Source organism: Pseudomonas vlassakiae (assembly GCF_014269035.2).
Classification (GTDB): Bacteria; Pseudomonadota; Gammaproteobacteria; order Pseudomonadales; family Pseudomonadaceae; genus Aquipseudomonas; species Aquipseudomonas vlassakiae.
In genome coordinates this window covers 26,584-51,510 of sequence record NZ_JABWRP020000028.1, presented here as the reverse complement: position 1 = coordinate 51,510, position 24,927 = coordinate 26,584, and the positions used below count along the sequence as shown (strand labels likewise).

At 62.5% G+C, this 24,927-nt stretch carries 20 protein-coding genes; 14 read left to right on the top strand and 6 right to left on the bottom strand.

The features are described from left to right. Positions 1–53: 53 nt before the first annotated feature. Positions 54–1,241 carry a 4-hydroxybenzoate 3-monooxygenase gene (gene pobA, locus HU738_RS24400; protein ID WP_186604631.1) on the bottom strand — a complete coding sequence of 396 codons (1,188 nt, stop codon included), beginning with the start codon at positions 1,239–1,241 and terminating at the stop codon, positions 54–56. A 128-nt stretch (positions 1,242–1,369) separates the two neighbouring features. On the opposite strand from pobA, the gene HU738_RS24395 reads away from it, so the two are divergent. The 3 genes from HU738_RS24395 (at position 1,370) to HU738_RS24385 (ending at position 3,623) form a co-directional block, all read left to right on the top strand. Beyond that, on the top strand, positions 1,370–2,248 hold the full coding sequence (locus HU738_RS24395; protein ID WP_186604629.1) for a helix-turn-helix domain-containing protein: 879 nt from the start codon (positions 1,370–1,372) through the stop codon (positions 2,246–2,248). A gap of 63 nt (positions 2,249–2,311) precedes the next feature. Further along, a complete protein-coding gene (locus tag HU738_RS24390; RefSeq protein WP_060513138.1) occupies positions 2,312–2,710 on the top strand; it encodes a MerR family transcriptional regulator in 399 nt (132 codons plus the stop codon). Positions 2,711–2,723: 13 nt separating this feature from the next. Then, positions 2,724–3,623, top strand: coding sequence for a hydroxymethylglutaryl-CoA lyase (locus HU738_RS24385; protein WP_186604627.1), 900 nt, complete (start codon positions 2,724–2,726; stop codon positions 3,621–3,623). A gap of 532 nt (positions 3,624–4,155) precedes the next feature. Here HU738_RS24385 and HU738_RS24380 read toward each other — a convergent pair. Next, positions 4,156–4,671 carry an MgtC/SapB family protein gene (locus tag HU738_RS24380; protein ID WP_176509936.1) on the bottom strand — a complete coding sequence of 172 codons (516 nt, stop codon included), beginning with the start codon at positions 4,669–4,671 and terminating at the stop codon, positions 4,156–4,158. Positions 4,672–4,864: 193 nt separating this feature from the next. Between HU738_RS24380 and HU738_RS24375 the strand changes: the two genes are divergently transcribed. From HU738_RS24375 to HU738_RS24355, 5 genes are all read left to right on the top strand, one after another. Further along, the gene (locus tag HU738_RS24375; protein ID WP_054887438.1) at positions 4,865–5,104 is read left to right on the top strand and encodes a DUF3203 family protein; all 240 of its coding nucleotides are present in this window, start codon (positions 4,865–4,867) and stop codon (positions 5,102–5,104) included. A 122-nt stretch (positions 5,105–5,226) separates the two neighbouring features. Then, a complete protein-coding gene (gene ccoG, locus HU738_RS24370) occupies positions 5,227–6,597 on the top strand; it encodes a cytochrome c oxidase accessory protein CcoG (protein ID WP_186604626.1) in 1,371 nt (456 codons plus the stop codon). A 39-nt stretch (positions 6,598–6,636) separates the two neighbouring features. Next, positions 6,637–8,046 (top strand): GntR family transcriptional regulator MpaR, encoded by a 1,410-nt coding sequence (mapR, locus tag HU738_RS24365; RefSeq protein ID WP_186604624.1) that lies wholly within the window; start codon positions 6,637–6,639, stop codon positions 8,044–8,046. A gap of 60 nt (positions 8,047–8,106) precedes the next feature. Then, complete coding sequence (locus tag HU738_RS24360; RefSeq protein ID WP_186604635.1) at positions 8,107–9,723, top strand: PAS domain-containing hybrid sensor histidine kinase/response regulator family protein; 1,617 nt, start codon at positions 8,107–8,109, stop codon at positions 9,721–9,723. Positions 9,724–9,786: 63 nt separating this feature from the next. Then, a complete protein-coding gene (locus HU738_RS24355) occupies positions 9,787–11,853 on the top strand; it encodes a hybrid sensor histidine kinase/response regulator (protein WP_186604622.1) in 2,067 nt (688 codons plus the stop codon). Positions 11,854–11,864: 11 nt separating this feature from the next. Here HU738_RS24355 and HU738_RS24350 read toward each other — a convergent pair whose 3' ends face one another. Next, entirely contained in the window at positions 11,865–12,611 is a 747-nt protein-coding gene (locus HU738_RS24350) for an SDR family oxidoreductase (RefSeq protein ID WP_176509931.1), read from the bottom strand. Positions 12,612–12,777: 166 nt separating this feature from the next. On the opposite strand from HU738_RS24350, the gene HU738_RS24345 reads away from it, so the two are divergent. The 6 genes from HU738_RS24345 to HU738_RS24320 are packed head-to-tail and all read left to right on the top strand — an operon-like array spanning position 12,778 to position 21,235. Then, positions 12,778–15,333 carry a type VI secretion system Vgr family protein gene (locus HU738_RS24345; RefSeq protein ID WP_186604620.1) on the top strand — a complete coding sequence of 852 codons (2,556 nt, stop codon included), beginning with the start codon at positions 12,778–12,780 and terminating at the stop codon, positions 15,331–15,333. After that, positions 15,330–17,330, top strand: a complete 2,001-nt coding sequence (locus HU738_RS24340) for a T6SS effector phospholipase Tle3 domain-containing protein (protein ID WP_186604618.1) — start codon at positions 15,330–15,332, stop codon at positions 17,328–17,330. Before HU738_RS24345 ends, HU738_RS24340 begins: the two co-directional genes overlap by 4 nt. Positions 17,331–17,341: 11 nt before the next feature. After that, positions 17,342–19,024 (top strand): type VI lipase adapter Tla3 domain-containing protein, encoded by a 1,683-nt coding sequence (locus HU738_RS24335; protein ID WP_186604616.1) that lies wholly within the window; start codon positions 17,342–17,344, stop codon positions 19,022–19,024. Between the two features lie 2 nt (positions 19,025–19,026). Next, positions 19,027–19,296 (top strand): PAAR domain-containing protein, encoded by a 270-nt coding sequence (locus HU738_RS24330; protein ID WP_186604614.1) that lies wholly within the window; start codon positions 19,027–19,029, stop codon positions 19,294–19,296. 50 nt (positions 19,297–19,346) lie between these two features. Continuing rightward, positions 19,347–20,969, top strand: coding sequence for a type VI lipase adapter Tla3 domain-containing protein (locus HU738_RS24325; RefSeq protein ID WP_437182040.1), 1,623 nt, complete (start codon positions 19,347–19,349; stop codon positions 20,967–20,969). Further along, positions 20,966–21,235 (top strand): PAAR domain-containing protein, encoded by a 270-nt coding sequence (locus tag HU738_RS24320; RefSeq protein ID WP_186604611.1) that lies wholly within the window; start codon positions 20,966–20,968, stop codon positions 21,233–21,235. The genes HU738_RS24325 and HU738_RS24320 overlap by 4 nt, the downstream gene beginning before the upstream one ends. A 417-nt stretch (positions 21,236–21,652) precedes the next feature. Here the strand turns inward: HU738_RS24320 and HU738_RS24315 are convergent, their stop codons facing one another. Genes HU738_RS24315 through HU738_RS24305 form a run of 3 tightly spaced genes read right to left on the bottom strand, consistent with a single transcriptional unit; the run spans position 21,653 to position 24,882 of the window. Further along, positions 21,653–23,188: a DHA2 family efflux MFS transporter permease subunit gene (locus tag HU738_RS24315; RefSeq protein ID WP_186604609.1), complete on the bottom strand. Its 1,536-nt coding sequence runs from the start codon at positions 23,186–23,188 to the stop codon at positions 21,653–21,655. Next, positions 23,185–24,378 carry an HlyD family secretion protein gene (locus HU738_RS24310; RefSeq protein WP_186604607.1) on the bottom strand — a complete coding sequence of 398 codons (1,194 nt, stop codon included), beginning with the start codon at positions 24,376–24,378 and terminating at the stop codon, positions 23,185–23,187. Before HU738_RS24310 ends, HU738_RS24315 begins: the two co-directional genes overlap by 4 nt. 30 nt (positions 24,379–24,408) lie before the next feature. Further along, on the bottom strand, positions 24,409–24,882 hold the full coding sequence (locus HU738_RS24305; protein ID WP_085679303.1) for a MarR family winged helix-turn-helix transcriptional regulator: 474 nt from the start codon (positions 24,880–24,882) through the stop codon (positions 24,409–24,411). Between the last annotated feature and the right edge of the window lie 45 nt (positions 24,883–24,927).

The following is a 24,927-nucleotide window of genomic DNA, read 5'->3' as shown; positions in this document are numbered from 1 at the left end:
GCGGCGCTCGGTCTGACGGGCGACAAACCTCTTTCGCCCTACCCTCAAAGCCGCTAGGCCACCTCTTCGTACGGCAACCCCACATAGTTCTCGGCGATGTTCACCAGCCCGGCTGGCGATGTGAGGAAATACTCGCGGTCGGCCTCCTGCATCTTCTGGTCCCAGGCATCCTTGTGCTCGCCAAAGTCATGCAGCAACTGGGTCATGAACCAGCTGAAACGCTCGCCCTTCCAGACCCGGCGCAGGGCCAGCGGCGAGTATTGCTGCAACAGGTCGATACGCCCTTCGCGGTACACCTTGACCAGGATCCGGTACAGGTAATTGACGTCCGACGCCGCCAGGTTCAAGCCCTTGGCGCCAGTCGGCGGGACGATGTGCGCGGCATCGCCGACCAGGAACAGATGGCCGTACTGCATCGGTTCGACCACCAGGCTACGCAGTGGCGCAATACTCTTTTCCAGCGCAGGCCCGGTGACCAGCTGCTGTGCAACATCCTCGGGCAGGCGCGCCTTGAGCTCGTTCCAGAAGCGCTCGTCAGACCAGTCTTCCACCCGCTCGTCCAGCGGCACCTGCAGGTAGTAGCGGCTGCGCGTCTGCGAGCGCTGGCTGCACAGCGAAAAACCTCGTGGGTGGTGGGCGTAGATCAGTTCATGGTTGACCGGTGGAGTATCGGACAGCATACCCAACCAGCCGAACGGATAGACCCGCTCGTACTCCTTGAGTACGCCTGCGGGGATGCTCTTGCGCGAGACGCCGTGAAAACCATCGCAACCGGCGATGTAGTCGCACTCCAGGCGGTGGGCCTTGCCATCCTTTTCAAAGGTCACGTAGGGCCGTTCGCCCTTGAGTTCGTGCAGCTGCACGTTGCTGGCCGAATAGATGATCGGCGCGCCGCTGGCGTCGCGAGCCTGCATCAGGTCGCGGGTGACTTCGGTCTGGCCATAGACCATCACCGTCTTGCCGCCGGTCAGGCCCTTGAGGTCCAGGCGCTGGCGACGGCCCGCGACCAGCAACTCGACGCCCTCGTGCACGAGGCCTTCACGGTCCATGCGGTCAGCCACGCCGGCTTCGCGCAGCAGGTCGACGGTGCCTTGTTCAAGCACCCCCGCGCGAATGCGGCCGAGGACGTATTCAGGGGGCTGGCGTTCGAGGATGACGGTGTGGATACCCGCCTTGTGCAGCAACTGGCCGAGCAGCAGGCCGGACGGACCGGCGCCGATGATTGCAACCTGAGTGTTCATTGTTTTTATCTCGTGAGAGGGGGTGCCCTTGCATTTTTAATGGCAATAACTGCCAAATAGCTGTGATATCCGATGCAAAAAATGCACTTTTGATAAAACCGTTCGATTAACGGACAGGTGTTCAACCCATGAGATCCACCCTTCCTGGCGTGCCGCTGTTTCAGCTATATGGCGAAAACCAGCATTGGCCCGGTACCGACCTGCTGCACTGCGAGTCGATTCCGGCTCGCAGCCGCTTGCATCACTGGGAAATCAAGCCGCACCAGCACGCCGAGCTGTTCCAGTTGTTGTACGTGCAGCGCGGCGAGGCGCAGGTGGAAATCGAGGGCGTGCGCAGCACCATCCTCGAAGCGGCGATCCAGGTGGTACCGCCGCTGACCGTGCATGGCTTTCGCTTCAGCGCCGATATCCAGGGCCATGTGCTGACCTTCGGCACCGCGCTGGTGGCCGACCTCGAACAGCGCCTGGGCGCACCGCTGGGGGTACTGGCGCAAGCGGCGTGCTACCCGTTGGGCAAGGACCGCATCCAGCTGCGCCGCCTGATCGAAACCCTGCAGCAGGAATACCAAGGCAACGCGCCCGCACGGGCGACCATGCTCGACGCGCTGGTGACCGCGCTGATGGTGTGGATCAGCCGCCGCCAGCAACTGGGCCAGGCCCCACGCAACCGGGACGAGCGTGACCGGCAGTTGTTGGGGCAGTACCTGCGCCTGGTAGAAGCGCATTACCGCGAACACCTGTCGGTCGAGGAATTCGCCGCACGCTTGAACATCTCCAGCCTGCAGCTCAACCAACTGTGCCGGGCGCTGAGCGGGCAGACCGCGTTGCAGGTCATCCATCAACGCCTGTTGCTCGAGGCACGGCGCAACCTCATCTATACACGCATGAGCATCGGCCAGCTGTCAGACAGCCTGGGTTTCAGCGACCCGACCTACTTCGCCCGCTTCTTCAAGCGCCTGAGCGGGCAAACGCCCAATGGTTACCGGCGTGCGGTACAGCCCGACTGATCTGCTTGACGTATACGTCAACCTGCCTTCAGGATACTGCCATACCCCACGCCGAGCCCAAGCATGAGCAGCCAGACCTACAGCATCTCCGACCTCTCCCGCGAACTGGACATCACCACCCGCGCCATCCGCTTCTACGAGGAACAGGGCCTGCTGAGCCCCGAGCGGCGTGGTCTGGAACGCATCTATTCGGCCCGTGACAAGGTCAGCCTGAAGCTTATCCTGCGTGGCAAGCGCATCGGTTTCTCGCTGGCCGAATGCCGCGAGCTGATCGAGCTGTACGACCCCAGCAGCGGCAACCTCAAGCAGCTCCACAGCATGCTGGCGAAGATCGCCGAGCGTCGCGCCCAGCTCGAACAGCAGATGCTCGACATCCACCAGATGCAGCTGGAACTGGACACCGCCCAGGAGCGCTGCGAACAGGCCCTGGCCGCCACCCTGAACAACAACGACAAACGCTGACAGGAACCCCACCATGCCCATGCCCGCAACAGTCCGCCTGGTCGAAGTCGGCCCGCGCGACGGCCTGCAGAACGAAGCCCAGCCCATCAGCGTCGCCGACAAGGTGCGCCTGGTCGACGACCTGACCGACGCCGGGCTGAGCTATATCGAGGTCGGCAGCTTCGTTTCGCCCAGATGGGTGCCGCAGATGGCCGGTTCCGCCGAAGTGTTCGCCGGCATTCACCCGCGTGCAGGTGTTACCTATGCCGCACTTGCCCCAAACCTGCGCGGCTTCGAAGACGCCCTGGCTGCCGGGGTGAAGGAAGTGGCGGTGTTCGCCGCTGCCTCCGAAGCCTTCTCCCAGCGCAACATCAACTGCTCGATCAGCGAAAGCCTGCAGCGCTTCGAACCGATCATGGAGGCCGCGCGCAGCCACGGCGTGCGGGTACGCGGTTACGTGTCCTGTGTGCTGGGCTGCCCTTATGAAGGCAAGGTCAGTCCCGAGCAAGTGGCCCCGGTCGCCAGAGCGCTGCACGACATGGGCTGCTACGAGGTATCGCTGGGTGACACCATCGGCACCGGCACGGCCGGTGACACCCGTCGGCTGTTCGAGGTGGTGTCGGCCGTGGTGCCCCGCGCGCAACTGGCTGGCCACTTCCATGACACCTATGGCCAGGCCCTGGCCAACGTGTACGCCAGCCTGCTCGAAGGCATCAGCGTGTTCGACAGCTCGGTGGCCGGGCTGGGGGGCTGCCCTTATGCCAAGGGCGCCACCGGCAACATCGCCACCGAGGATGTGGTGTACCTGCTGCAGGGGCTGGGCATCGAGACCGGTATCGACCTCGACCGGTTGATCGCCGCCGGGCAGCGCATCAGCGCGGTGCTGGGCAGGGCAAATGGTTCGCGGGTGGCCCGTGCGCGCAGCGCAGCATGAGTTTCATGCAGGTGTCACATGAGTGTGGGTGAGTGTTACCTCCCCCACAGGTTTCAGCAAAAAATCGGGTAACAGGGAAACAAATCGATGGATTGTCAGGCCGCGCGATTTCGCCACACCTGGTCAACTCATTGATTTTTAAGGCTTTTCAAAAGTTGGCACGGCGCCTGCTATAGGTTTGGTACAACAACAAGAAAAACGCGATAACCAATAAAAACAACATGTAACGGCTCTGACATAACAAGAACAACACGGCAGAGGCGCAGCAAGCAGATTTTTTTGGAGTCGACAGGCTTTTCAGGGGTTCGCCCCGCGGACTGACACAGAACAATAAAACTACCTCAAGGTAGCGGCAGTCAGCTTCGGATCCAGCGGATGAAAGCAGGTCAGCGCTCAAAAAAATACGTTTGCTCTTGACCCCGGATGGGGGTCGCACGCAACACCAAGGCTGGCCTACAAAAACAACAAAAGGCCGGCCTCAATAATAAGAAAAGAGCAAGCAACAACGCTTTGAGGGGAGCTTCGGCTCCCCTCAGTGCTTCCTGCCCTCTTCTTTCTGCTTCTCTTCGTCCTGCCTCTCGACCTTCTCGACCAGCAGCGGCATCGTGCCCAGTACCAACAGCGCCAGCACCGTGCTGATCAGTGCCGTGGCCTCTCGCCCCATGCCTGCGGCAGTACCGATTGCCGCCGTCATCCAGAGCCCTGCAGCGGTAGTCAGGCCTTTCACGTGGCTGGTGTCCTGGCCGTTACCCTTGAGGATGGTGCCCGCACCGAGAAAGCCGATGCCGGCGACGATACCCTGGATCACCCGGCTCAGCGCCTGCTCATCAGCACCCGCCATGCTCGGCGCGAGCACGAACAGCGCCGCGCCCAGGGAGACCAGCATGTGCGTGCGCACCCCGGCGGATTTGCCTTTGTGTTCGCGCTCGAAGCCCAGCACGGCGCCAAGCAGTGCCGCCATCAGTAACCGCACAAGGATCTGAATCACTTCGCGAATGTCGGTGATGTCGGCGAACTCAGCTTGAATGGCTTGCCAGATCAGCTCCATGGATGCCCTACCGGGTTGAAAATATGCTCCGCCTGCCCCGGCCGTTTCGCGGGTAAACCCGCGAAGAGGCCGGCAAAGGCGCCTGATAAAGTTGACCCTTGCACGCCCCGCAAAGTGCCCATCCGGCACGCCGATGCAGCATCCAGCCGCTGCCTGCGGTCACAGCCTGTAACCGCCACCGGAGGACCACACCATGCCCATCGAAGTCGAAGAAAGCACGCAACGCTGCACCCTGATTGGCGACAAGCTGCGCATCGAAGGCAAAGGGCCCGAAATCGAGATCGTCACCGACGAGCAGCTGCGCATGTCCGTGGCCATTCTCGCCGGCGAGCGGTTCCCGATCACCGAAGCCGAAGCCGACGCGCTGACCGTGGCAGGTGCGGTAGATAGCCGCAGGCATCTCAAGGCCAGCACCCCAGGTTCCGTGATCTGAGGCTTCGGACACACTTCGCAGCAATCTGATATGGTTTTTATTGCCTGACCTGAGCCTGTGCTGAAAACAGTGGGGGGGCCATAGTGCTCGTGCCTGATCGAGGCCGTAAGAGCACCGACGCCATGACCCGACGTATCCCTGCCATCGAGATTGCCGCCACGGGCATCCATACCCGCAGTTTCACCGGGCTGTACCGCACGCTGCGCATTGCCTTCGCTGGCGCGCTGTTCGTGCTGTTCTTCGGCACCGCCTGGCTCGACTGGAACGGCCGCCAGGCCGTGTTATGGGACGTGGCCAAGAGCAAGTTCCACATCTTCGGCGCCACCTTCTGGCCGCAGGATTTCATCCTCCTCTCGGCGCTGTTGATCATCTGTGCCTTCGGCCTGTTCGCCATCACGGTCTACGCCGGCCGGGTGTGGTGCGGTTACAGCTGCCCACAAAGCATCTGGACCTGGCTGTTCATGTGGTGCGAAAAGGTCACCGAAGGCGACCGCAACCAGCGCATCAAGCTGGCCGCCGCACCCTGGAGCCTGAACAAACTGGCCCGGCGCACGCTCAAGCACAGCCTGTGGCTGGCCATCGGCGTGCTCACCGGGCTGACCTTCGTCGGTTACTTCACCCCGATCCGCCCCCTGGCCCATGAACTGCTCACCCTGCAACTGGGCGGCGTGGCGCTGTTCTGGGTGCTGTTCTTCACGGCGGCCACCTATATCAATGCCGGCTGGCTGCGCGAAGCGGTGTGCCTGCACATGTGCCCTTATGCACGCTTCCAGAGCGTGATGTTCGACAAGGACACCCTGGCCGTGGCCTACGACCCGCGTCGCGGCGAATCCCGTGGGCCACGCAGGAAAGGCAGTGATCCGCGCGCCCAGGGCCTGGGTGATTGCATCGATTGCACCCTGTGCGTGCAGGTATGCCCCACGGGCATCGACATCCGCGATGGCCTGCAGATGGCCTGCATCGGTTGCGCCGCCTGTATCGATGCCTGCGACAAGGTGATGGACAAGATGGGTTACCCCCGCGGCCTGATCGGTTACAAGTCCGAACATAGCCTGCAAGGCGGCACCCCCCATTGGCTGCGCCCGCGTTTGTTGGGCTACGCCGCCGCCTTGCTGCTGATGATCGGCGCCCTGGTTGCGGCGCTGCAGATGCGCCCCATGGTGTCGCTGGACGTGATCAAGGACCGCGGCCTGTTCCGCGAAAACGCCCAGGGCCAGATCGAGAACATCTACCTGCTCAAGATCATCAACAAGACCGCGCAGCCGCAGCGCTACCACCTGCGCCTGCTCGATGCCGAGGGCTTCGAACTGCATGGCGCTACCGAATTCAGTATCCCGGCCGGGGAAATGAGCGAGATGCCAGTGTCGGTGGCCCTGCTGGCCGAGCGGCCGGCCAGCAGTTCGCAGGCACTGGCTTTCGAAATCCGCGACAGCGACCAGCCCGCCGTGCGCAGCGTGGCTCACAGCCGCTTCGTGGCACCACTGAACCGCTGATCCCTTACACTGACACTTCACCTTGCCTGCCGAGCCCCCATGAAACGCTACGAACGCTTCGCCGACGACATTGCCGAACTGATCCGCTCCGGGGTGCTCGGCCCAGGCCAGCGCGTACCTTCGGTACGCTACGCCAGCCAGACCCACGGCGTCAGCCCGTCCACCGTGTTCCAGGCCTACTACCTGCTCGAGCGCCGTGGGCTGATCCGCGCACGGCCGCGCTCGGGCTACTTCGTCAACGCCCACGCCCCGCGCCAGTTCAGTGAACCCCAGGCGCTGGAGCCTATCAGCGAATCGACCGAGGTCGATGTCAGCGGCCTGGTGTTCTCAATCCTCGACTCGATCAAGGACCCCGGCACCGTACCGTTCGGCTCGGCCTTCCCCAGCCCCGAGCTGTTCCCGCTGCAGCGCCTGTCACGCTCGCTGGCCAGTGCCAGCCGGGCCATGGACCCACGCATGGTGGTCACCGACCTGTCGCCGGGCAACCCGCAACTGCGCCGCCAGATTGCCTTGCGCTACATGGTCGGTGGGCTGATGCTGCCGATGGAAGAACTGCTGATCACCAATGGCGCGCTCGAAGCCTTGAACCTGTGCCTGCAGGCGGTCACCGAGCCCGGCGACCTGGTGGCGATCGAGGCGCCGGCCTTCTATGCCTGCCTGCAAGTGCTGGAGCGGCTCAAGCTCAAGGCCGTGGAGATCCCGGTGCACCCGCGCGAAGGCATGGACCTGGCGGTGCTGGCCCAGACCCTCGACAAGCACCCGGTCAAAGCGGTGTGGTGCATGACCAATTTCCAGAACCCGGTCGGTGCCAGCATGCCCGAAGCGAAGAAGCAGGCGCTGGTCGAGTTGCTGAGCCGCCACCAGGTGCCGCTGATCGAGGATGATGTCTACGCCGAGCTGTATTATGCGCAGCAAGCTCCCAAACCGGCCAAGGCCTTCGACACCCAAGGCCTGGTGATGCATTGCGGCTCGTTCAGCAAAAGCCTGGCGCCGGGTTATCGCATCGGCTGGGTCGCGGCCGGGCGCTTCGCACAGAAGATCGAGCGGCTGAAGCTGATGACCTCATTGTGCGCCTCGATGCCGGCCCAGGCGGCCATCGCCGATTACCTGCAACACGGCGGCTACGACCGTCACCTGCGCAAGTTGCGCTACGCCCTGGAGGGTCAGCAGGCCAACATGCTGGCGGCCATCGCCCGTCATTTCCCCGCGCAGACCCGCGTCAGCCAGCCCGCCGGCGGCTATTTCCTATGGCTGGAGCTGCCCGAGCAGATGGATGCCCTGAAACTGTTCCACATGGCCCTGGCCCAAGGCATCAGCATCGCACCGGGGCCGATCTTTTCGCCAACCCGGCGCTTTGGCAACTGCATTCGCCTGAACTACGGTTCCCCCTGGAACGAGGCCGCCGAACGGGCCATGGAAACCCTGGGGCGCATCATCCGCTCGTTCTGAAGGAAGGCCTGAAAAACTGCAGCTATAGTTGGGCGACCCACACGCTGGATCGCCACGATGATGCCTGACGACTCGACGCCTTCCACACTGCAACTGCAGGCACGTATCGACCAGGCCCAGGCCAACAGCAGGCTGCTGGGCGAGCTGGTCGACCACAGTCAGGCCAACGTGTTCGCGGCTGATCGCAACTTCCGTCTGCTGGCGATCAACCGCACCGCGCAGGAGACGTTCAAGCGCCTGCGCGGCTTCGTACCAAAGGTGGGCGACTACATCCCGCAGTTCATTGCCAACCAGCCCGACATCGTCAAGTGGCTGGAGCCGGTATGGCCGCGCGTGCTGGCCGGCGAGGCGTTCACCGACATCATCGCCCTGGGTCCGCCCGACGCCCCGCGCCACTACGAAATCAGCTACAACACCCTGCGCGACGCCCAGCAGCAGATCCAGGGTGGCTACCTGTTCGCCTACGACATCAGCGCGCGCGTCGCTGAACAGGAGCGCGTGCGCAAGATCGAGGAAGCCCTGCGCCAATCGCAGAAAATGGAAGCCGTGGGCCAGCTGACTGGCGGCATTGCCCATGACTTTAACAACCTCCTCGGTGGCATCCTGGGTGCCCTGGAAATGGCCGAGCAACGCCAGGCTGAACAACGCTACCAGGACTCCACCCGGCTGCTGGGCCTCGCCCGGCAAAACGCTCAACGGGCAGCCTCGCTGGTTCAGCGTCTGCTGGCGTTCTCGCGCCAACAGACACTGATGCCGCAGGCGGTAGATGTGCAGCAGCTGGTGGCAGGCATGCATGAGCTGATCGCCAGCTCGCTCGATGCGCGCATCACCTTCATTGACCAGCCCCTGAGCAACCAGTGGCTGGTGCGCATCGACCCGCACCAGCTGGAGAACGCATTGCTCAATCTGTGCATCAATGCCCGTGATGCCATGCCTCAGGGGGGCACGCTGCGCATTGCCAGCGAAAACACCTGGCTCGATGAGCTGCAGGCACGCGCATTGGACCTGCCCAGCGGCGCCTACCTGCATCTGAGTGTCTGCGACACCGGCATGGGCATGTCCGCCGAGGTCCTGCAAAGAGCGTTCGAGCCTTTCTTCACCACCAAACCCCTGGGCCACGGTTCCGGCCTTGGCTTGTCGATCGTGTATGGTTTCGTGCGCCAGTCCGGCGGCCAGTTGCGCATTGTCAGCGAACCGGAGCAAGGCGCCTGCATCCACCTCTACCTGCCCCGGGCCGGCGGCGACGATGCCGGGCAACCCAGCGCGCAGCCACAGGCGCCGGAGCAGCAGGTTCACACAGCGCCCCGTGTAGTACTGCTGGTAGAGGACCAGGACATTCTGCGCCTGCTGATCAGCGAAATGCTCGAAGAACAGGGGCATGACGTACACGCCTGCAGCGACGGCCGCCGCGCACTGGAAACCCTGGAAAAAGGCTTGCGCCCTGACCTGCTGATCACCGATATCGGCTTGCCGGGCGGCATCGATGGCTACCAGGTCGCGGCGGCCTGCCAGCAACTGCCTGGCGCCGTCGACGTCCTGTACATCACCGGCTATGCCAGCAATCGGGTCGATGTCAGCCCGGGCAAGCATTGCGCGGTCATGTACAAACCGTTCGCGCTGGCCACCCTCAACCAGCAAGTCGAGCAGTTGCTGAAAAACCGGGGGTTGCCCCCTTAGGCCGCTATGCGGCGGCCTTGCGGGCAGGTAAAGTCTGGCCACTCATTTGTGCCGGACGTCGCCATGCCCCAACGCGAGCTGCTCGCACTGCGTCAGGAAGTCGAAACCCTGCGCCAACGTAACGCACAGCTGGAATCACAGCTGCTGCAGCACCACGAACATCAGGACCCAAGCATCTATCGCTTCCTGTTCGACACCATGGATGAAGGCTTCTGCGTCATCGAATTCTTCGACGGCCCCCATGGCCCACTCAGCGACTATGTGCATGTCCTGGCCAACGCCGCCTACACCAAGCATGCCGGCATCCCCAACGTCGTCGGGCAGAAACTGCGCGAGATGGTGCCCGACGAGGCGGACGACTGGGTCGCCCGCTACGGTGCGGTATTACGCACGGGCGAACCGCTGCAGTTCGAGCAGGAGCTGGTCGCCACCGGCCGTGTGCTGTCGGTGATCACCTTCCGTGTGGAGCCTGCAGAGCGCCGCCAGGTCGCGGTGCTGTTCACCGATGTCACCGAGCGGCGCAAGGCCGAGGTGGCCCTGCAGCGGCTGAATGCCGAACTCGAACAGCGGGTCAGCGCAGCCTTGGCCGAACGCCGCCGGTTTGCCGAACTGGTCGAGGACAGCCTGCTCAACGTGCATGTGGTCGATACCCAGCTGCGCTGGCTGGCAGTCAACCGCCAGGCCAAACATGACTTCCACGCCTTGTATGGCCACACACCCGAAGTCGGCGAACACCTGCCAGCGGTGCTGGCCAGCCACCCGGCGGACCATGACCTGATCATGCCGATGTGGCGCCGGGCGCTGGCGGGGGAGCGGTTCACCGAGATCGGCAGGTTCGGGCCACGCCACTATGAACTGCGCTTCAACGCCCTGCGAGAGCATGACGGCAGCGTGCAAGGCGCTTATCTGTTTGCCTACGACATCACCGACCGGGTTGAGGAGCAGCGGCGCCTGGCCGAGGCCGAGCAGGCGCTGCGCCAGGCGCAGAAAATGGAGGCCGTGGGCCAGCTCAGTGGCGGCATCGCCCATGACTTCAACAACCTGCTGGGCGGCATCATCAACGCCCAGGAGCTGATGCAGCAGCGCCTGGGCCAGCAGCGTTACGCAGAGCTTGAGCCATTGCTGGCGCTGTCCAGCGGCTCGGCGCAAAAAGCCTCGGCCCTGGTCCACCGGTTGCTGGCCTTCTCCCGCCAGCAGACCCTGCAACCGCGGTCGACCGACGTCGCGGCGCTGGTTCTTGGCATGGAAGAACTGGTTCGCCGCACCATCGGCCCATCCATCAGCTTGCACAGCCGCTTCCTGGCACGGCCATGGCCAACCTTCATCGACCCGCCACAGCTGGAAAGCGCCCTGCTCAACCTGTGCATCAACGCACGTGACGCCATGCCGGGCGGCGGTACCATCGACATCCAGGGCGACAATCTCACGCTCGACGACGAGCAGGCCCGGGCACTGGAACTGGCCGCCGGGGACTACGTAAGGCTCAGTGTTGCCGACACCGGCTGCGGCATGACCGCAACCGTAGCGGCGCGCGCAATCGACCCGTTCTTCTCGACCAAACCCATGGGCCATGGGACGGGCCTGGGGCTGTCGATGACCTATGGCTTCGTGCGCCAGTCGGGCGGCCAGCTACGCCTGATTTCCTCGCCTGGCCAGGGCACACGGGTCGACCTGTACCTGCCACGTCACACTGAACAGCCTGTTGCTGCGGCCCGGCCGGCACAGCGCAAGACGCTGACAGGCAGCGATTCGGTTGGGCAACGCATCGTCCTGGTGGAAGACCAGGCGGCGCTGCGGCTGGTGGTCGGCGAAGTGCTGGAAGAACTGGGCTACCAGGTCGAAGCCTTCGCCAATGGCACGGCCGCGCTGGCGCATATGCAGCAGTGCGCGCAACCCGACCTGCTGCTGAGCGATATCGGCCTGCCCGACGGCCCCAATGGCCGCCAGGTGGCGGAGCGTTGCCGGCAACTGTATCCGGACCTCAAGGTGCTGTTCATCACCGGCTACGACGCGAGCGCGGCCCTCAGCGATGGCCAGCTGCTGCAGGGCACCAGCGTGCTGACCAAACCCTTCGAGCTCGAAGCGCTGGCCGAACGGGTCCGCCAGTTGCTGGCGGGTGAGCTGCCCTGACGGGGCAGCGTTCAGCGCCCGCCGCCGAGGTCAATGAAGCTTCCGGTGGAATACGAGGCCTTTTCCGACAGCAACCAGAGGATCGCCTCGGCCACTTCTTCGGCGCGGCCGCCGCGGCCCATGGGCAGGCCGGGTTCGAGCTTGGTCACGCGGTCAGGGTCACCGGACAGCGCATGGAAACCGGTATGGATGTAGCCCGGTCGTACACCGTTGACCCGCACGCCCTCGCCCGCCACTTCCTTGGCCAGGCCGATGGTGAAGGTATCCAGCGCGCCTTTGGAGGCGGCGTAGTCGACGTACTCGTTGGGTGAGCCCAGGCGCGCCGCGATCGAGGACACATTGACGATCGCCCCGCCGGCACCGCCGTGGCGGCGGGCCATGCGCAGCAAGGCGTGCTTGGCACAGAGCATGGGGCCGACGACGTTGGTCTTCATCACCTTCAGCAGGCGGAACTCGGACATGGCCTCGACACGGCTTTGCTGGCCGATGGTGCCCGCGTTGTTGACCAGGGCAGTCACCGGGCCGAGTTCCTGGTCGACGCGGTGGAACAACTGGATCACCTCGTCCTCGACGCTGGCGTCGGCGCGCACGGTGATGGCTTCGGCGCCGAGGGCGCGGACCTGAGCGAGGATGCTTTCGGCAGCCTGGTCGTCGGCGTGGTAGTTGATGCAGATGCGATAGCCCTCACGGGCGGCCTGCAGGGCGGTGGCGGCACCGATGCCACGGCTGGCACCGGTGATGACGATGACGTTGTGCATGGCGGTTGACGGATCGATAAGGGACGAAGGCCCGACAATAGGTGACATAACCTGACAATGGAATGACCGTCACGTCTTGACAAGTTTTGGCCCGCCCTGTGCGGGCCGGTTATGCCAAAAACTGTGATACCTTGCGCGGCTTGTTTCGCCAAGGAATATGACGTCGATGGAATTGACGAGCATTTTTACACCCCAGCACCGCCGTTTGATCACGTTCACCAGCCCGATCCAGGGCGATCAGGCGCTGTTGCTGGAGCACTTCAGCGGCAACGAAGGGTTGTCCACACTGTTCAGCTTCGAGCTGGCGCTGATCAGCCAGGATGCCCGGCTCGAACTCAAGTCGTTGATGGGCCAGCCTGCCCTGCTGCAGATCGAACTGGCCGACGGCAGTGTGCGCCCCATCCATGGCCACATCACCCGCTTCAACTTGCTGGGCAGCGACGGCGGCCTGGCGCGTTACAGCGCGACACTCAGCCCCTGGCTGTGGATGCTGACACGACGGGTCGATTCGCGGATTTTCCAAGAGCAGACCATTGAAACGGTCATTCGCACGGTGTTCGAGCATTACGGCGGGTTGCGCCAATTCGAGTTTCGCCTGCTCAGGCCGCTCAAGTCCCACAGCTACATCACCCAGTACCGCGAAACCGACCTGAATTTCGTGCTGCGTCTACTGGAGCAGGACGGCCTGTTCTTCTACTTCGACCACCGCCAGGATGGGCACAGCCTGATCATCACCGATCGCTCCGAGGGGCTGGAAGCGCTACCCGAACAACCGCGCATCCGCTACCACAGCGCCTTTGTCACCGAGACCAGTGATTCGATCACCCAGTGGCGCAGCCACCGGACCTTGCAACCGGGCAAGATGGCCATCCAGACATTCGACTACAAGCAGCCAAGGCATTCGCTGTCCATCGACATGGACAGCGTCAACGAGCAAGGCGACGCCCCGCCCTACGAGGTCTACGATTTTCTCGGCGCCTACAGCCATGGCCTGCGCGACGAGGGCGAGGCGCTGGTGCGTCGCCACCTGGAGATCATCGAGGCCCAGGCCAAGACCTTCACCGGCAACAGCAATTGCCGGGCCATGCGGCCAGGCTACAGCTTCGAACTCACCCAGCACTTCGACCATGAACACGGCCCGGCAGACGCCCGCCAGTTCCTGCTGGTGTCGGTCGCGCACCAGGGGCGCAACAACTACTTTTCCGATGAGCCCGCCGGTTACGACAACCAGTTTGTCTGCATTCGCCAAAGCATCCCTTACCGTCACCCGATCACCGTGCCACGCCCCACCATCAACGGGCCGCTCACTGCGATCGTGGTCGGGCCGGAGGGCGATGAAGTCTTTACCGACGAGCTGGCGCGGATCCAGGTCAGGTTCCACTGGCAGCGCGGCGACAGCCTGCCGCAGGGCACCACCTGGGTGCGGGTAGCGATGCCCAGCGCGGGCAGTGGCTTCGGCCATCAGTTCTTGCCACGTATCGGCCAGGAGGTGCTGGTGACCTTCCTGGCTGGCGATATCGACCGCCCCGTGGTCACCTCGGTGCTGTACAACGCCGACCACACACCGCCGCGTTTCAGCAAAGCCTCGGGCCTGCCAGGCAACCGGGCGCTCTCCGGCATTCAGACCCAGGAACACAAAGGCCGGGGTTTCAACGAGCTGTTGTTCGATGACACACCGGGCGCCTTGCGTGCCCGTGTCGGTACCACGCACCACGCCACGGCACTCAACCTGGGCAAGCTCACCGAGCCACGTATCGACGGCCAGGCCAAGGCCCGTGGCCATGGTGCCGAATTGCGCACCGACGCCGCGATTGCCCTGCGCGCCGCCCAAGGCCTGTTGCTGACCACCTATGCCCGCCAGGACGCGACCGGTTCGCAGCTGGACCGCGAAGAGCTGCTCACGCTGCTGGCCGACTGTGGCGAGTTGTTCAAAAGCCTTGGGCAAACGGCCGCCGCACGAGGCGGCGCAGCGGTGGACAGCGAGGGCATCGACACCTTGAGCCAGGCGCTGAAACAGTGGCCAGCACCCGACAGCGACAGCGCTGGCGAACCCGTCATGGCCGTTGCGGCAGAAGCGGGTATTGCCAGTGCCACACCACGCTCGCAACTGCACTATGCCGGCGCGAACCACGACACCACCGCCCAGGACCATCTGCAGTTGACCAGCGGAGCCGCCATGCGCCTGCAAGCCGGCAAAGGCATCAGCGCGTTCGCACAGGATGAGGGCATCAGTGCTATCGCCAACCGCGGCAAAGTACTGGTCCAGGCCCAGGAAGACGACATCACCGTCAATGCCCAAAAGAACCTGCACTTGTCGGCCGCTGAAGGCGAGGTAGTCGTCACCGCACCCACCATTCGTTTGGTGGCCGACGATGGCAGTTACATCAAGATCGGTGGCGGTGTCGAAATCGGCAGCCAGGGCAAGGTGATCGTCCATGCCAGCGAGCATGACTGGGTCGGCCCCAAGACCGACAGCGCCCAGGTGCCAGCATTCAACCGCGACCCGGCGGCACAACGCCTGGCCTTCCACTATCCGGGGCACGCCGACGACAGCGTGCGCATGGCCGTAGACCACGCCTATCAGATCACGCTTGAAGACGGCAGTACCGTACAGGGCCTGACCGATGCCAGCGGGCTTACCGAACGCGTCGAGCGCGAAGCGATGCACCGGGCACAAGTGGCTGCCCTGCGCAGCACCAGCAGCAAAGGAGGCAGCCAATGAGTGGCGATCAAATCACCGTGGCTGAAAGCGTCACACGGCTGGTACCCAACTTCAGCACCGAACGCAAAATGGAAGTGCCCGCCGACCTGCCGGGTGTGGTGATCTTCCTGCACGGCGTGAATGACCCGGGGGCTTCCTACGAGTCGGTGGAGACGGGGTTGTGCCAGGGCGTGAACGAGCGTTTGGACCGGCCTGATCTGAAGGCGGGGCGGTACGGGGCTGACTACAGTGCTGCAAGAAAAATCCCGACTGAAGAACTTGGTGAGGATCACAAAGCCACACTCGACGATCCAGACACGTACCTTTATCAGCGAGACGCGGACGACCCTAAAACCCGTAGCCTGATGATCCCGTTTTACTGGGGCTATCGCGCTGAGCCTGGCGAGATCAAGCGCGATAAAAACGACGACCCGACCAAACTGCGCGGCCAATACCAGGACATATTCGATAACCGTCTGGACCGGCACTTCGCCAAAGGCGGCGGGTTCTTCGCCAATGCCACCAACAACCTGCTGGAGATGTACAGCCCCGGCTTTGCCAAGTTTATCCGGCATCTCGCACAACCCATGCTCTCCAACACCCAGTACATGGGTAAAGGGCCACACCGGCGTTACTTTGTGCTCGCAGCAACGCGATTGGCCATGTTGGTCAGCGAGATCCGCCGTGTATCGCCTGATGAAACCGTCACCATCATGGGCCACAGTCAAGGCACCTTGATTACCCTGCTTGCGCAAGCCCTGTTGATCGACAAGGGCCACCGCTGTGCCGACACCGTCATCATGGTGGACACGCCTTACAGTGTGCTGCCCAAGGCCACCCCCAAAGGCCATGACACACTCGCGACCTTGATCAACATCGTCACCGCCGTCACCCAGGCGCCCCACGCCCAGCCGCCGTTGTCCGCACTCAGGGACAGCAAGACCTACGGCGGCCGCACGGGCCCCAGGTGGTCACCCATACAGGGTACACGCAGGGACAAGGTCGGCAACTTCACCGTTTTTCCCGAGCGTGACAATCGCGGCAAGGTTTACCTGTACTTCTGCCCGGACGACACCACGGTCGCCCTGGACGACGTGCATGGCATCGGTACCTATGGGGTGCCCAATACCTTGCCGGACGGCAAACCGGCGATGTCGGCGTTGCAGTCCGTGCGGTTTTACCAGCGCCTGTGGACCAAGCGTCATCGCGACGGTAAGCCGGTACTGGTCGGCGACGCCATACAACAAACGGTGCTGCGTGCCAAAGGGGAACCCCGCTACCCTGGCGGTTGGTCTGCCGGCGCCGTGGCCTCGCAAGCGCCAGTAGCAAAAGGGGAGGAAGTGCTGATCAATGCCGAACCTTTATGCCCACCCTATGCGCCAGATCTGTTTGGCGGCGAGGCAGAACCGGGCACACCCACCCAGGCAGGCAAGGACAGCCCCGATGACGTGAGTATCCGCTCCGCGCTGGGCAATCCGAGTGCCCGCTTCAAATGGTTCAAGGTCCGTACCAGCCCTTATCGCGTGAACTCGGATGAAGAACTTGCCCGGTTGAACGCTGGCAAAGAGCCCGGCGATCAAACTTCAGGCATAAGCCAAGCTGCCGTGCATCGAGGCTCTGAGGTGAAGGAGTACGTCATTTATCGTGAAGAAACGCCTAATGAAATCCAGGAGCGGATGCGCATAGATCCGAAAGAAAGGGAGCCTAACAGCTACCACTCGGCTGTTCTGCGTAGCCCGGAGAATCAACGTTGGGTGACGGCGATGGATATTGCTATTGGCCAGGCGCACAGCCTTGATGACCCGGATATGCGGGAGCTGTTGGTTGCGATTGCGGATTGGAAGATGGATAAAAATTACTTTGAAATAATCAAAGAATTACCGGCTTGGCCGCGACTGAGTAGGGAAGCTCAAGCATTGGTGACTGCCAGTAGTAAGTATTATCAACGGGGCGTGTTCCCGTCTTCTGAGCTGGTCTCGCTAACGCCACCCTCCTTGTTAGCCAATGCACCTGTATAAGGAGGTGATCGATGAAGAACTTATCCCCCTCCCCTAGTTCACGGCCCAACTTGAAACCTTATCAGCTGATCGCCGGGGTGCTCATTTTGCTCTGGCTTAGCTTCATCTGGATTGCCCAACTCAAAGCACAGGAGACCGGCATGGTACTTCGCGACATGAAACCCGTCATGGCCTGGGGCATTGCCGCTATTGTCGGCCCGCTACTGATGATCTTCGGCATTCACTGGTGGGGCAATGCCCTGGCGAGTGAGAAGGCAGAACTTGCCAATTATCGAAGCCAGATGGAGCTCAGAAACGCCGAACAAAAGGCCACCCAAGTCCGCACCTACGCCTTGGAAATTCGGGGGGTGGGACTTGGCATTTACACGGATGGTCAGTCCACAATCTGGCAGCTCATCAAAAAGAAAAACGACAACTTCGCGTCGATCTACCCGCAGGACGCTAAAGACTATAACCCGTCATTAACTTCGAGGAGAAACTCCGCAAACATCAAAGCCCGTATCGCATTCAAAAACTCGGCAGGCGAAGCAGTGGCATACTGGCCAATCCCGGTGTTTGCGCTAGGCCCACCCGATCCCTACGCTAAAGGGTACAGAGCAGAAGGCCTGATCAATGAAGGCCGTAATGCTGCGACCTTGGGCGTTACTCAGTTTCTATGGCAAGACGATGAAAACACTACCCATGCTCAAGGCATGGTCGAGCGACTGTTCAAGTTTTTTGACGATAACCCCAAGGTGCCACAGGCCTTGATCGCGAGTCAGGACGGTGACGTGGCGCGTGACCCTTATCGCAAACCGGGCACACCGGGACTGAAAAATGGCCACGTGGTTCCAACGATCTACGAAAACGCGACTGGCCTGCTGGTCACGCGCTCGGACCGAGTGGACCGCTATATTCGCCCCTTCGTCACTCGTGACGCTGAGGACAATCAGGACAAAAAAACTGATTTTGGGAAATTGTGGGCATTTTACTGGGAGCGGGACCGGGCATTTACTGACTGGTATGAGGCCGCCGAGCACGCCAAAGGCGCTGAAGTCTCGATAGACCCCAGCACCATGTCCACCACTTACTGGCAATCGCAACTACCCACCTTGTGGAAAACCATCAGTAATCGCGGCCCTGGCCACTTCGAACCATCCCCCTGGCTGCCTGTGCGTTGGGCTGAACACCAACTGAAGGAGTTCGACGCAGCGCCAGTACTGGGTTACCTGCACCGTCCGATCAAGGTCCCGATGCAGGACGAACACGGCAAGCGCCTCAAACCCGCGTTGCAGGCGAAGGCCTTGCAGGCGGGTTGGCTCAAGGCCCTCGATACCCTGCCCGCCGGGCAAAAACCGGTCCGCGTGTTCTACGACACCACTGACAACGCTGAAGCGGAAATCGCCCTGACCAACGCCCTGCACAGCCTCAATACCGATGGCCAAGGCCTGGACGTGGGCAATGTCGAAGAGGGCTATGACATCGGTCGCCGGCTGGGCAATACCGGCGTCAGCGGCGCACTGGTTGAAATCAACCTGGCCACCATCGCCAGCTACCTCGACGGTGGTGCCAGTGCCGTGGTGTACGCCGGCAGCGACGGCAGCCTTACCGTGCAGATGATCAGCCCGCCTGATGAGGCCCGCAAGGCGAAGAATCAGCAGAACCGTGGCGCTGACCCCTTCAAGTATGGCCTCCCTAGTATCGGACGATCCTAGGCATGAGTGCTCCCATCTGCCTGGGCGACCCCACCAGCAGCGGAGGCAGCGTGCTGTCATGCCAGCTGGCTGGCACCCATACCATCAAGGGTAAAACGCCAGCGGTGCTGGGCGACAAGGCCAGTTGCCCGCTCCACCTAGGGGTTTTTGCCTTTGTCGAAGGGCACCCAAGCCGACGCATGAACGGTAAGCCGGTGGTACTACAAGGCCATCGGTTGGCCTGCGGGTGTCACGGCGTGGCCAGCCATGCACTGACTGTGAGCGTCGCATAGTCACGAGATTCGGGCCGCCCAGCCTCAAACTCCATCAGCGGATCGCCAGAGTGCTAATTGTGCTCTGGCTCAGCTTCATCTGGATTGTCCAACTCAAAGCACAGGAAACCGGCATGGTACTTCGTGACATGAAACGCGTCATGGCCTGGGGCGTTGCCGCTATTGTCGGCCCGCTACTAATGATCTTTGGCATTCATTGGTGGGGCAATGCCCTGGCAAGTGAGAAGGCAGAGTTTGCCAATTATCGCAACCAGATGGAGCTCAGAAACGCCGAACAACAGGCCACTCAAGTTCGCACCTATGCCTTAGAAATTCGTGGGGTCGGACTTGGAATTTACACAGATGGCCAATCCAAAATCTGGCAGTTCATAAAAAAGAAGAACGACAATTTCGCATCGATTTACTCGCAGGACGCGAAAGACTACGACCCATCATTAGACACAAGGCGAAGCTCCAGAGACATTAAAGTCCGTATTGCATTCAAAAACTCGGCAGGTGAGGCAGTAGCGTACTGGCCAATCCCGGTGTTTGCGCTGGGACCGCCCGCCCCCTACGACAGCGCCGACAGTGCAGCAGGCCTGATCAACTCAGGTCGTAACGCCGCGACCTTGGGCGTTACCCAGTTTTTGTGGCAAGACAATGAAAGCACGACGCATGCTCAAGGCATGATCGAGCGACTGTTCACCTTTTTTGACGATAACCCGAAGGTGCCACAAGCCTTGATCGCCAGCGAAGACGGTGACGTGACGCGAAACGGCTATCGCAAACCCGGCACACCGGGGTTGCAAAATGGCCACGTGGTTCCGACGATCTACGAAAGCATGACTGGCCTGCTGGTCACACGTTCGGACCGAGTGGACCGCTATATTCGCCCCTTCGTCACCCGTGACGCCGAGGACAATCAGGACAAAAAATCTGACTTTGGCAAGTTGTGGGCGTTTTATTGGGACCGGAGCAAGGCCTTTGGAGATTGGTATGTAGCCGCCGAGCATGCCAAAGGCAATAAAGTGCTATTACCACCCGGCACCATGTCCACCGCCTACTGGCAATCGCAACTACCTAACTTGTGGAAAACCATCGATAACCGCGGCCCAGGCCACTTCGAACCCTCCCCCTGGCTGCCTGTGCGTTGGGCCGAACACCAACTGAAGGAGTTCGACGCAGCGCCAGTACTGGGCTACCTGCACCGTCCGATCAAGGTTTCGATGCAGGACCAACACGGCAAGCGCCTCAAACCCGCGTTGCAAGCCAAGGCCTTGCAGGCAGGTTGGCTCAAGGCCCTCGATACCCTGCCCGCTGGGCAAAAGCCCGTACGCGTGTTCTACGACACCACTAACAATGCTGAAGCGGAAATCGCCCTGACCAACGCCCTGCACAGCCTCAATACCGATGGCCAAGGCCTGGACGTGGGCAATGTCGAAGAGGGCTATGACATCGGTCGCCGGCTGGGCAATACCGGCGTCAGCGGCGCGCTGGTGGAAATCAACCTGGCCACCATTGCCAGCTACCTCGACGGTGGTGCCAGCGCCGTAGTGTACGCAGGCAGCGACGGCAGCCTTACCGTGCAGATGATCAGCCCGCCAGATGAGGCCCGCAAGGCGAAGAACCAGCAGAACCGTGGCGCTGACCCGTTCAAGTATGGACTACCAAGTATCGGACGATCCGAGGGATGAGTGCTCCCATCTGCCTGGGCGACCCCACCAGCAGCGGGGGCAGCGTGCTGTCATGCCAGCTGGCTGGCACCCATACCATCAACGGTAAAACGCCAGCGGTGCTGGGCGACAAGGCCAGTTGCCCGCTCCACCTAGGGTTTTTTGCCTTTGTCGAAGGGCACCCAAGCCGACGCATGAACGGTAAGCCGGTGGTGCTGCAAGGCCATCGGTTGGCCTGCGGGTGTCATGGTGTGGCCAGCCATGCGCTGACTGTGAGCGTCGCGTAGTGCGTCGCCATCGCAAATGAATGCGCTCGACTGATTCAAAGCCATCGGGCTCGTGCTTTTGGCTTTGGCTTTTGGAAGTGGGCTTTCACATCAGCTCTACACGTGGGGATGTTCGCCTTGGGGCTATCGGCGCCTGTAAGAGGTGTCCGCCACAACACCTTTAGTGCCTATAAGATCGAGCGCCGCCCGCGCGGCGCATCGCGGATAAATCCGCTCCTACAGTTGTTGCCACGTACCGAACCTGTAACGCCATGGTTGCCAGCCTTGGCGCATGTGTAGAGGCTTGCAAACCGGCTGACAACCCTGGCCTCACAGGCATGGCCACGTTGCAACAACTGTAGGAGCGGATTTATCCGCGATGCGCCGCGCGTGCGGCGCTCGATCTCAGACGCGCCAAAGCACTCCTGGCGAACGCCCTCAATGCCCCGCCGAAGCCGGCCCCGCCTTCGCCGTAAACGGCGGCTTGGCCAACCACACCAGCAGGATCAACCCGGCAAACACCCACGTCATCAAGGTGAAGTAATCCACCGTCGACATCATGTACGCCTGCGCGTTGACGATCTGTTCCAGCTGCGCATAGTGCTGCGCACTCGCCCCGCCCATCTGCTCCAGCGTATGCCGCGTCGCCGGGTCGAACGGGCTGATGTGCTCGCTCAGGTACGCATGATGCTGGTCCGCCCGACGAATCCAGATCCACGTCGTCAACGACGCCGCAAAGCTCCCGCCCAACGTGCGCAGGAAGGTCGCCAGCCCCGAACCATCCGCTATCTGATGCGGCGGCAAATCCGATAGCAAAATGCTCAAGGTCGGCATGAAGAACAACGCCACGCCAATCCCCATGAACAACTGCACCAGGGCGATGTGCTGGAAGTCCACCTCACTGGTGAACCCGGCACGCATGAAGCAACTGGTACCGATCGCCAGGAACGCTAGCCCCGCCAGCACCCGCAGGTCGAAGCGGTGCGCGTACTTGCCCACGAACGGCGACATGATCACCGGCAGCAAACCGATCGGCGCCACCGCCAGCCCCGCCCAGGTGGCGGTATAGCCCATCTGCGTCTGCAACCACTGCGGCAGGATCAGGTTGATGCCGAAGAACCCCGCATAACCACCGACCAGCACAATGGTGCCGACCCGGAAATTGCGGTGCACGAACAGCCGCAGGTTGACCACCGGGTGGCGGTCGGTGAGTTCCCAGATGATGAAGATCGCCAGGAACACCACCGAAATCAGCGTGCCGACGATGATGAACGACGACTCGAACCAATCCAGGTCATTGCCTTTGTCCAGCACCACCTGCAACGCACCGACGCCGACGATCAGCGTCAGCAGGCCGATATAGTCCATCGGCTGGCGGCTGGTGACCACTGGCCGCGTGCGCATCTGCTGGCGCACCACGGCAGCGGCGAACAGGCCGATCGGCACGTTGATGAAGAAGATCCACGGCCAGCTGTAACTGTCGGTGATCCAGCCGCCCAATATCGGCCCGGCAATCGGCGCCACCACCGTGACCATCGCCAGTAACGCCAGGGCCATGCCCCGTTTCGCCGGCGGGTATACAGCAATCAGCAACGTCTGGGTCATCGGGTACAACGGCCCGGCCACCACACCCTGCAATACACGAAAACCCACCAGCTCCGGCATCGACTGGGCGACACCGCAGAGGAACGAGGCCAGCACGAACAGCAGCGTGGCCCAGATGAACAGCTTCACCTCGCCAAAACGCCGGCTCAGCCAGCCGGTCAGCGGCAAGGCAATGGCGTTGCTCACCGCGAACGAGGTGATCACCCAGGTACCCTGCTCGTAGCTCACCCCCAGGTTGCCGGAGATGGTCGGCAGTGCCACGTTGGCGATGGTGGTGTCGAGCACCTGCATGAAGGTCGCCAGCGACAGGCCGATGGTGGTCAGCAGCAGGCTCGGCGGCGTGAACTGCGCCGGGGCGTTGTTGCTCATCGCTGCGCCGTCTTGCCGGTGGCGCTGTTCTCGTGGATCAGCCGGGCGATCAGGTTGTCGGCCTCGACCAGCTGGCGGTCATACACCTGGGTGGTGTAGCTGGCCTGCTGCGGTGGCCGCTGGGCCAGGGTCGGGCCGCTCTGGTCGTGCAGGTCGACCTCGACCACGGTGGACAGGCCGATGCGCAGCGGGTGGTCCTTGAGCTGGTCAGGGCTGAGGTGGATGCGCACCGGCACGCGCTGGACGATCTTGATCCAGTTGCCCGTGGCGTTCTGCGCTGGCAGCAGGGCGAAGGCGCTGCCGGTACCCGCGCCGAGGCTGTCGACCGTGCCGCTGTACTTGACCTCGCTGCCGTACAGGTCGGCGCTGATTTCCACCGGCTGGCCGATGCGCATGTCGCGCAGTTGGGTTTCCTTGAAGTTGGCGTCGATCCACACCTCGTTCAGCGGGATCACCGCCATGGTCGCGGTGCCGGGCTGCAGGCGCTGGCCGAGCTGCACGGTACGCTTGGCGACATAGCCGGTCACCGGCGCCACCAAAGTGGTACGCGCGTGGTCGAGATAGGCCTGGCGCAGATCGGCCGCGGCCGCCGTCACCTCAGGGTGCGAGGACACCACGGTGTCATCGACCAGGGCGGTGCTGGTGTTGAGCTGCTGGCGTGCGCTGTTGACGGCGGCCTGGGCCACGGTCAGGTCGTCCCGGGCATGGGAAATCTCTTCCGCGGCAATTGCGCCGCTGTCGGCCAGCACCTTGCGTCGGTTGTAGTTCTGCTGCGCCTTCTGCAGTTCGGCCTGGCGGGTTTGCAGCTGAGCCTTGAGCGAGTCGACGTTGCTGTACAGCCCGCGCACCTGGCGCACCGTGCGAGCCAGCTTGGCCTCGGCGGACTGCAGGGCCACCTCGCTGTCGGACGGGTCGAACTGCAACAGCACCTGGCCGGCATGCACCAGGTCGCCGTCATCGGCGCCGATGCTGGTGACAGTGCCGGTCACCAGCGGGGTGATCTCCACCACATTGCCGTTGACGTAGGCGTCATCGGTGCTTTCGTGCCAGCGCCCGATCAGGCTGTACCAGGCCCAGGTGCCGGCGCCGGCGAGCAGTACCAGCAACAGCAGGCCAAGCAGCCAGGCCTTGCGCTTGCCCGACGCTGGCGCGTCGGCGGGGGGAGTTGCGGTGTCTGTGGGAGTGGCCATGACAATACCTTGGAATATGCGAAACAGGGATCAACGATCGCCGAAGCGGCGGATCGTCAGCGGGTCGCCGGCACCCAGCAGAACCTTGGCCAGCAAACCTTCGAGGGTCTTCAGCTCGTCTGGCTGCAATACGCCGACCAGTTCGTTCATCGCCGCCGCGCCGATCTCCGGCAGGCGGTCGGCCAGGCGCTGGCCGTCGGCGGTCAGCGCCAGGCGCACCTGGCGGCGGTCATCGGCGCAGCGGTTACGCAGGATCAGGCCCTTCTGCTCGAGGCGGTCGAGCATGCGGGTCATCGAACCGCTGTCCAGGCCCAGGTAGCGGCACAGTTCGGCCGGGGTATCCACCTCGTACTGGGTGACGATGATCAGCACCTTGAACTGTGCGGCGGTGACGCCCTCCGATTCGAGGTGCCAGTCGAGAATGCGGTCCTTGAGGATCGCCGCACGGCCCAGCAGCATGCCGATGGCGCAGGTCTGGAAGTTTTCCGGGGTGAAATGGGACATCGGGGGTCTGCTCGGGCAATTGTTTAAAAATATTACTGCCTAGGC

What these genes read in the sequence shown, in the direction of transcription:
- pobA (WP_186604631.1), bottom strand. Translation starts at nt 1,241, where the DNA reads ATGAACACTCAGGTTGCAATCATCGGCGCCGGTCCGTCCGGCCTGCTG.
- HU738_RS24395 (WP_186604629.1), top strand. Translation starts at nt 1,370, where the DNA reads ATGAGATCCACCCTTCCTGGCGTGCCGCTGTTTCAGCTATATGGCGAA.
- HU738_RS24390 (WP_060513138.1), top strand. Translation starts at nt 2,312, where the DNA reads ATGAGCAGCCAGACCTACAGCATCTCCGACCTCTCCCGCGAACTGGAC.
- HU738_RS24385 (WP_186604627.1), top strand. Translation starts at nt 2,724, where the DNA reads ATGCCCATGCCCGCAACAGTCCGCCTGGTCGAAGTCGGCCCGCGCGAC.
- HU738_RS24380 (WP_176509936.1), bottom strand. Translation starts at nt 4,671, where the DNA reads ATGGAGCTGATCTGGCAAGCCATTCAAGCTGAGTTCGCCGACATCACC.
- HU738_RS24375 (WP_054887438.1), top strand. Translation starts at nt 4,865, where the DNA reads ATGCCCATCGAAGTCGAAGAAAGCACGCAACGCTGCACCCTGATTGGC.
- ccoG (WP_186604626.1), top strand. Translation starts at nt 5,227, where the DNA reads ATGACCCGACGTATCCCTGCCATCGAGATTGCCGCCACGGGCATCCAT.
- mapR (WP_186604624.1), top strand. Translation starts at nt 6,637, where the DNA reads ATGAAACGCTACGAACGCTTCGCCGACGACATTGCCGAACTGATCCGC.
- HU738_RS24360 (WP_186604635.1), top strand. Translation starts at nt 8,107, where the DNA reads ATGCCTGACGACTCGACGCCTTCCACACTGCAACTGCAGGCACGTATC.
- HU738_RS24355 (WP_186604622.1), top strand. Translation starts at nt 9,787, where the DNA reads ATGCCCCAACGCGAGCTGCTCGCACTGCGTCAGGAAGTCGAAACCCTG.
- HU738_RS24350 (WP_176509931.1), bottom strand. Translation starts at nt 12,611, where the DNA reads ATGCACAACGTCATCGTCATCACCGGTGCCAGCCGTGGCATCGGTGCC.
- HU738_RS24345 (WP_186604620.1), top strand. Translation starts at nt 12,778, where the DNA reads ATGGAATTGACGAGCATTTTTACACCCCAGCACCGCCGTTTGATCACG.
- HU738_RS24340 (WP_186604618.1), top strand. Translation starts at nt 15,330, where the DNA reads ATGAGTGGCGATCAAATCACCGTGGCTGAAAGCGTCACACGGCTGGTA.
- HU738_RS24335 (WP_186604616.1), top strand. Translation starts at nt 17,342, where the DNA reads ATGAAGAACTTATCCCCCTCCCCTAGTTCACGGCCCAACTTGAAACCT.
- HU738_RS24330 (WP_186604614.1), top strand. Translation starts at nt 19,027, where the DNA reads ATGAGTGCTCCCATCTGCCTGGGCGACCCCACCAGCAGCGGAGGCAGC.
- HU738_RS24320 (WP_186604611.1), top strand. Translation starts at nt 20,966, where the DNA reads ATGAGTGCTCCCATCTGCCTGGGCGACCCCACCAGCAGCGGGGGCAGC.
- HU738_RS24315 (WP_186604609.1), bottom strand. Translation starts at nt 23,188, where the DNA reads ATGAGCAACAACGCCCCGGCGCAGTTCACGCCGCCGAGCCTGCTGCTG.
- HU738_RS24310 (WP_186604607.1), bottom strand. Translation starts at nt 24,378, where the DNA reads ATGGCCACTCCCACAGACACCGCAACTCCCCCCGCCGACGCGCCAGCG.
- HU738_RS24305 (WP_085679303.1), bottom strand. Translation starts at nt 24,882, where the DNA reads ATGTCCCATTTCACCCCGGAAAACTTCCAGACCTGCGCCATCGGCATG.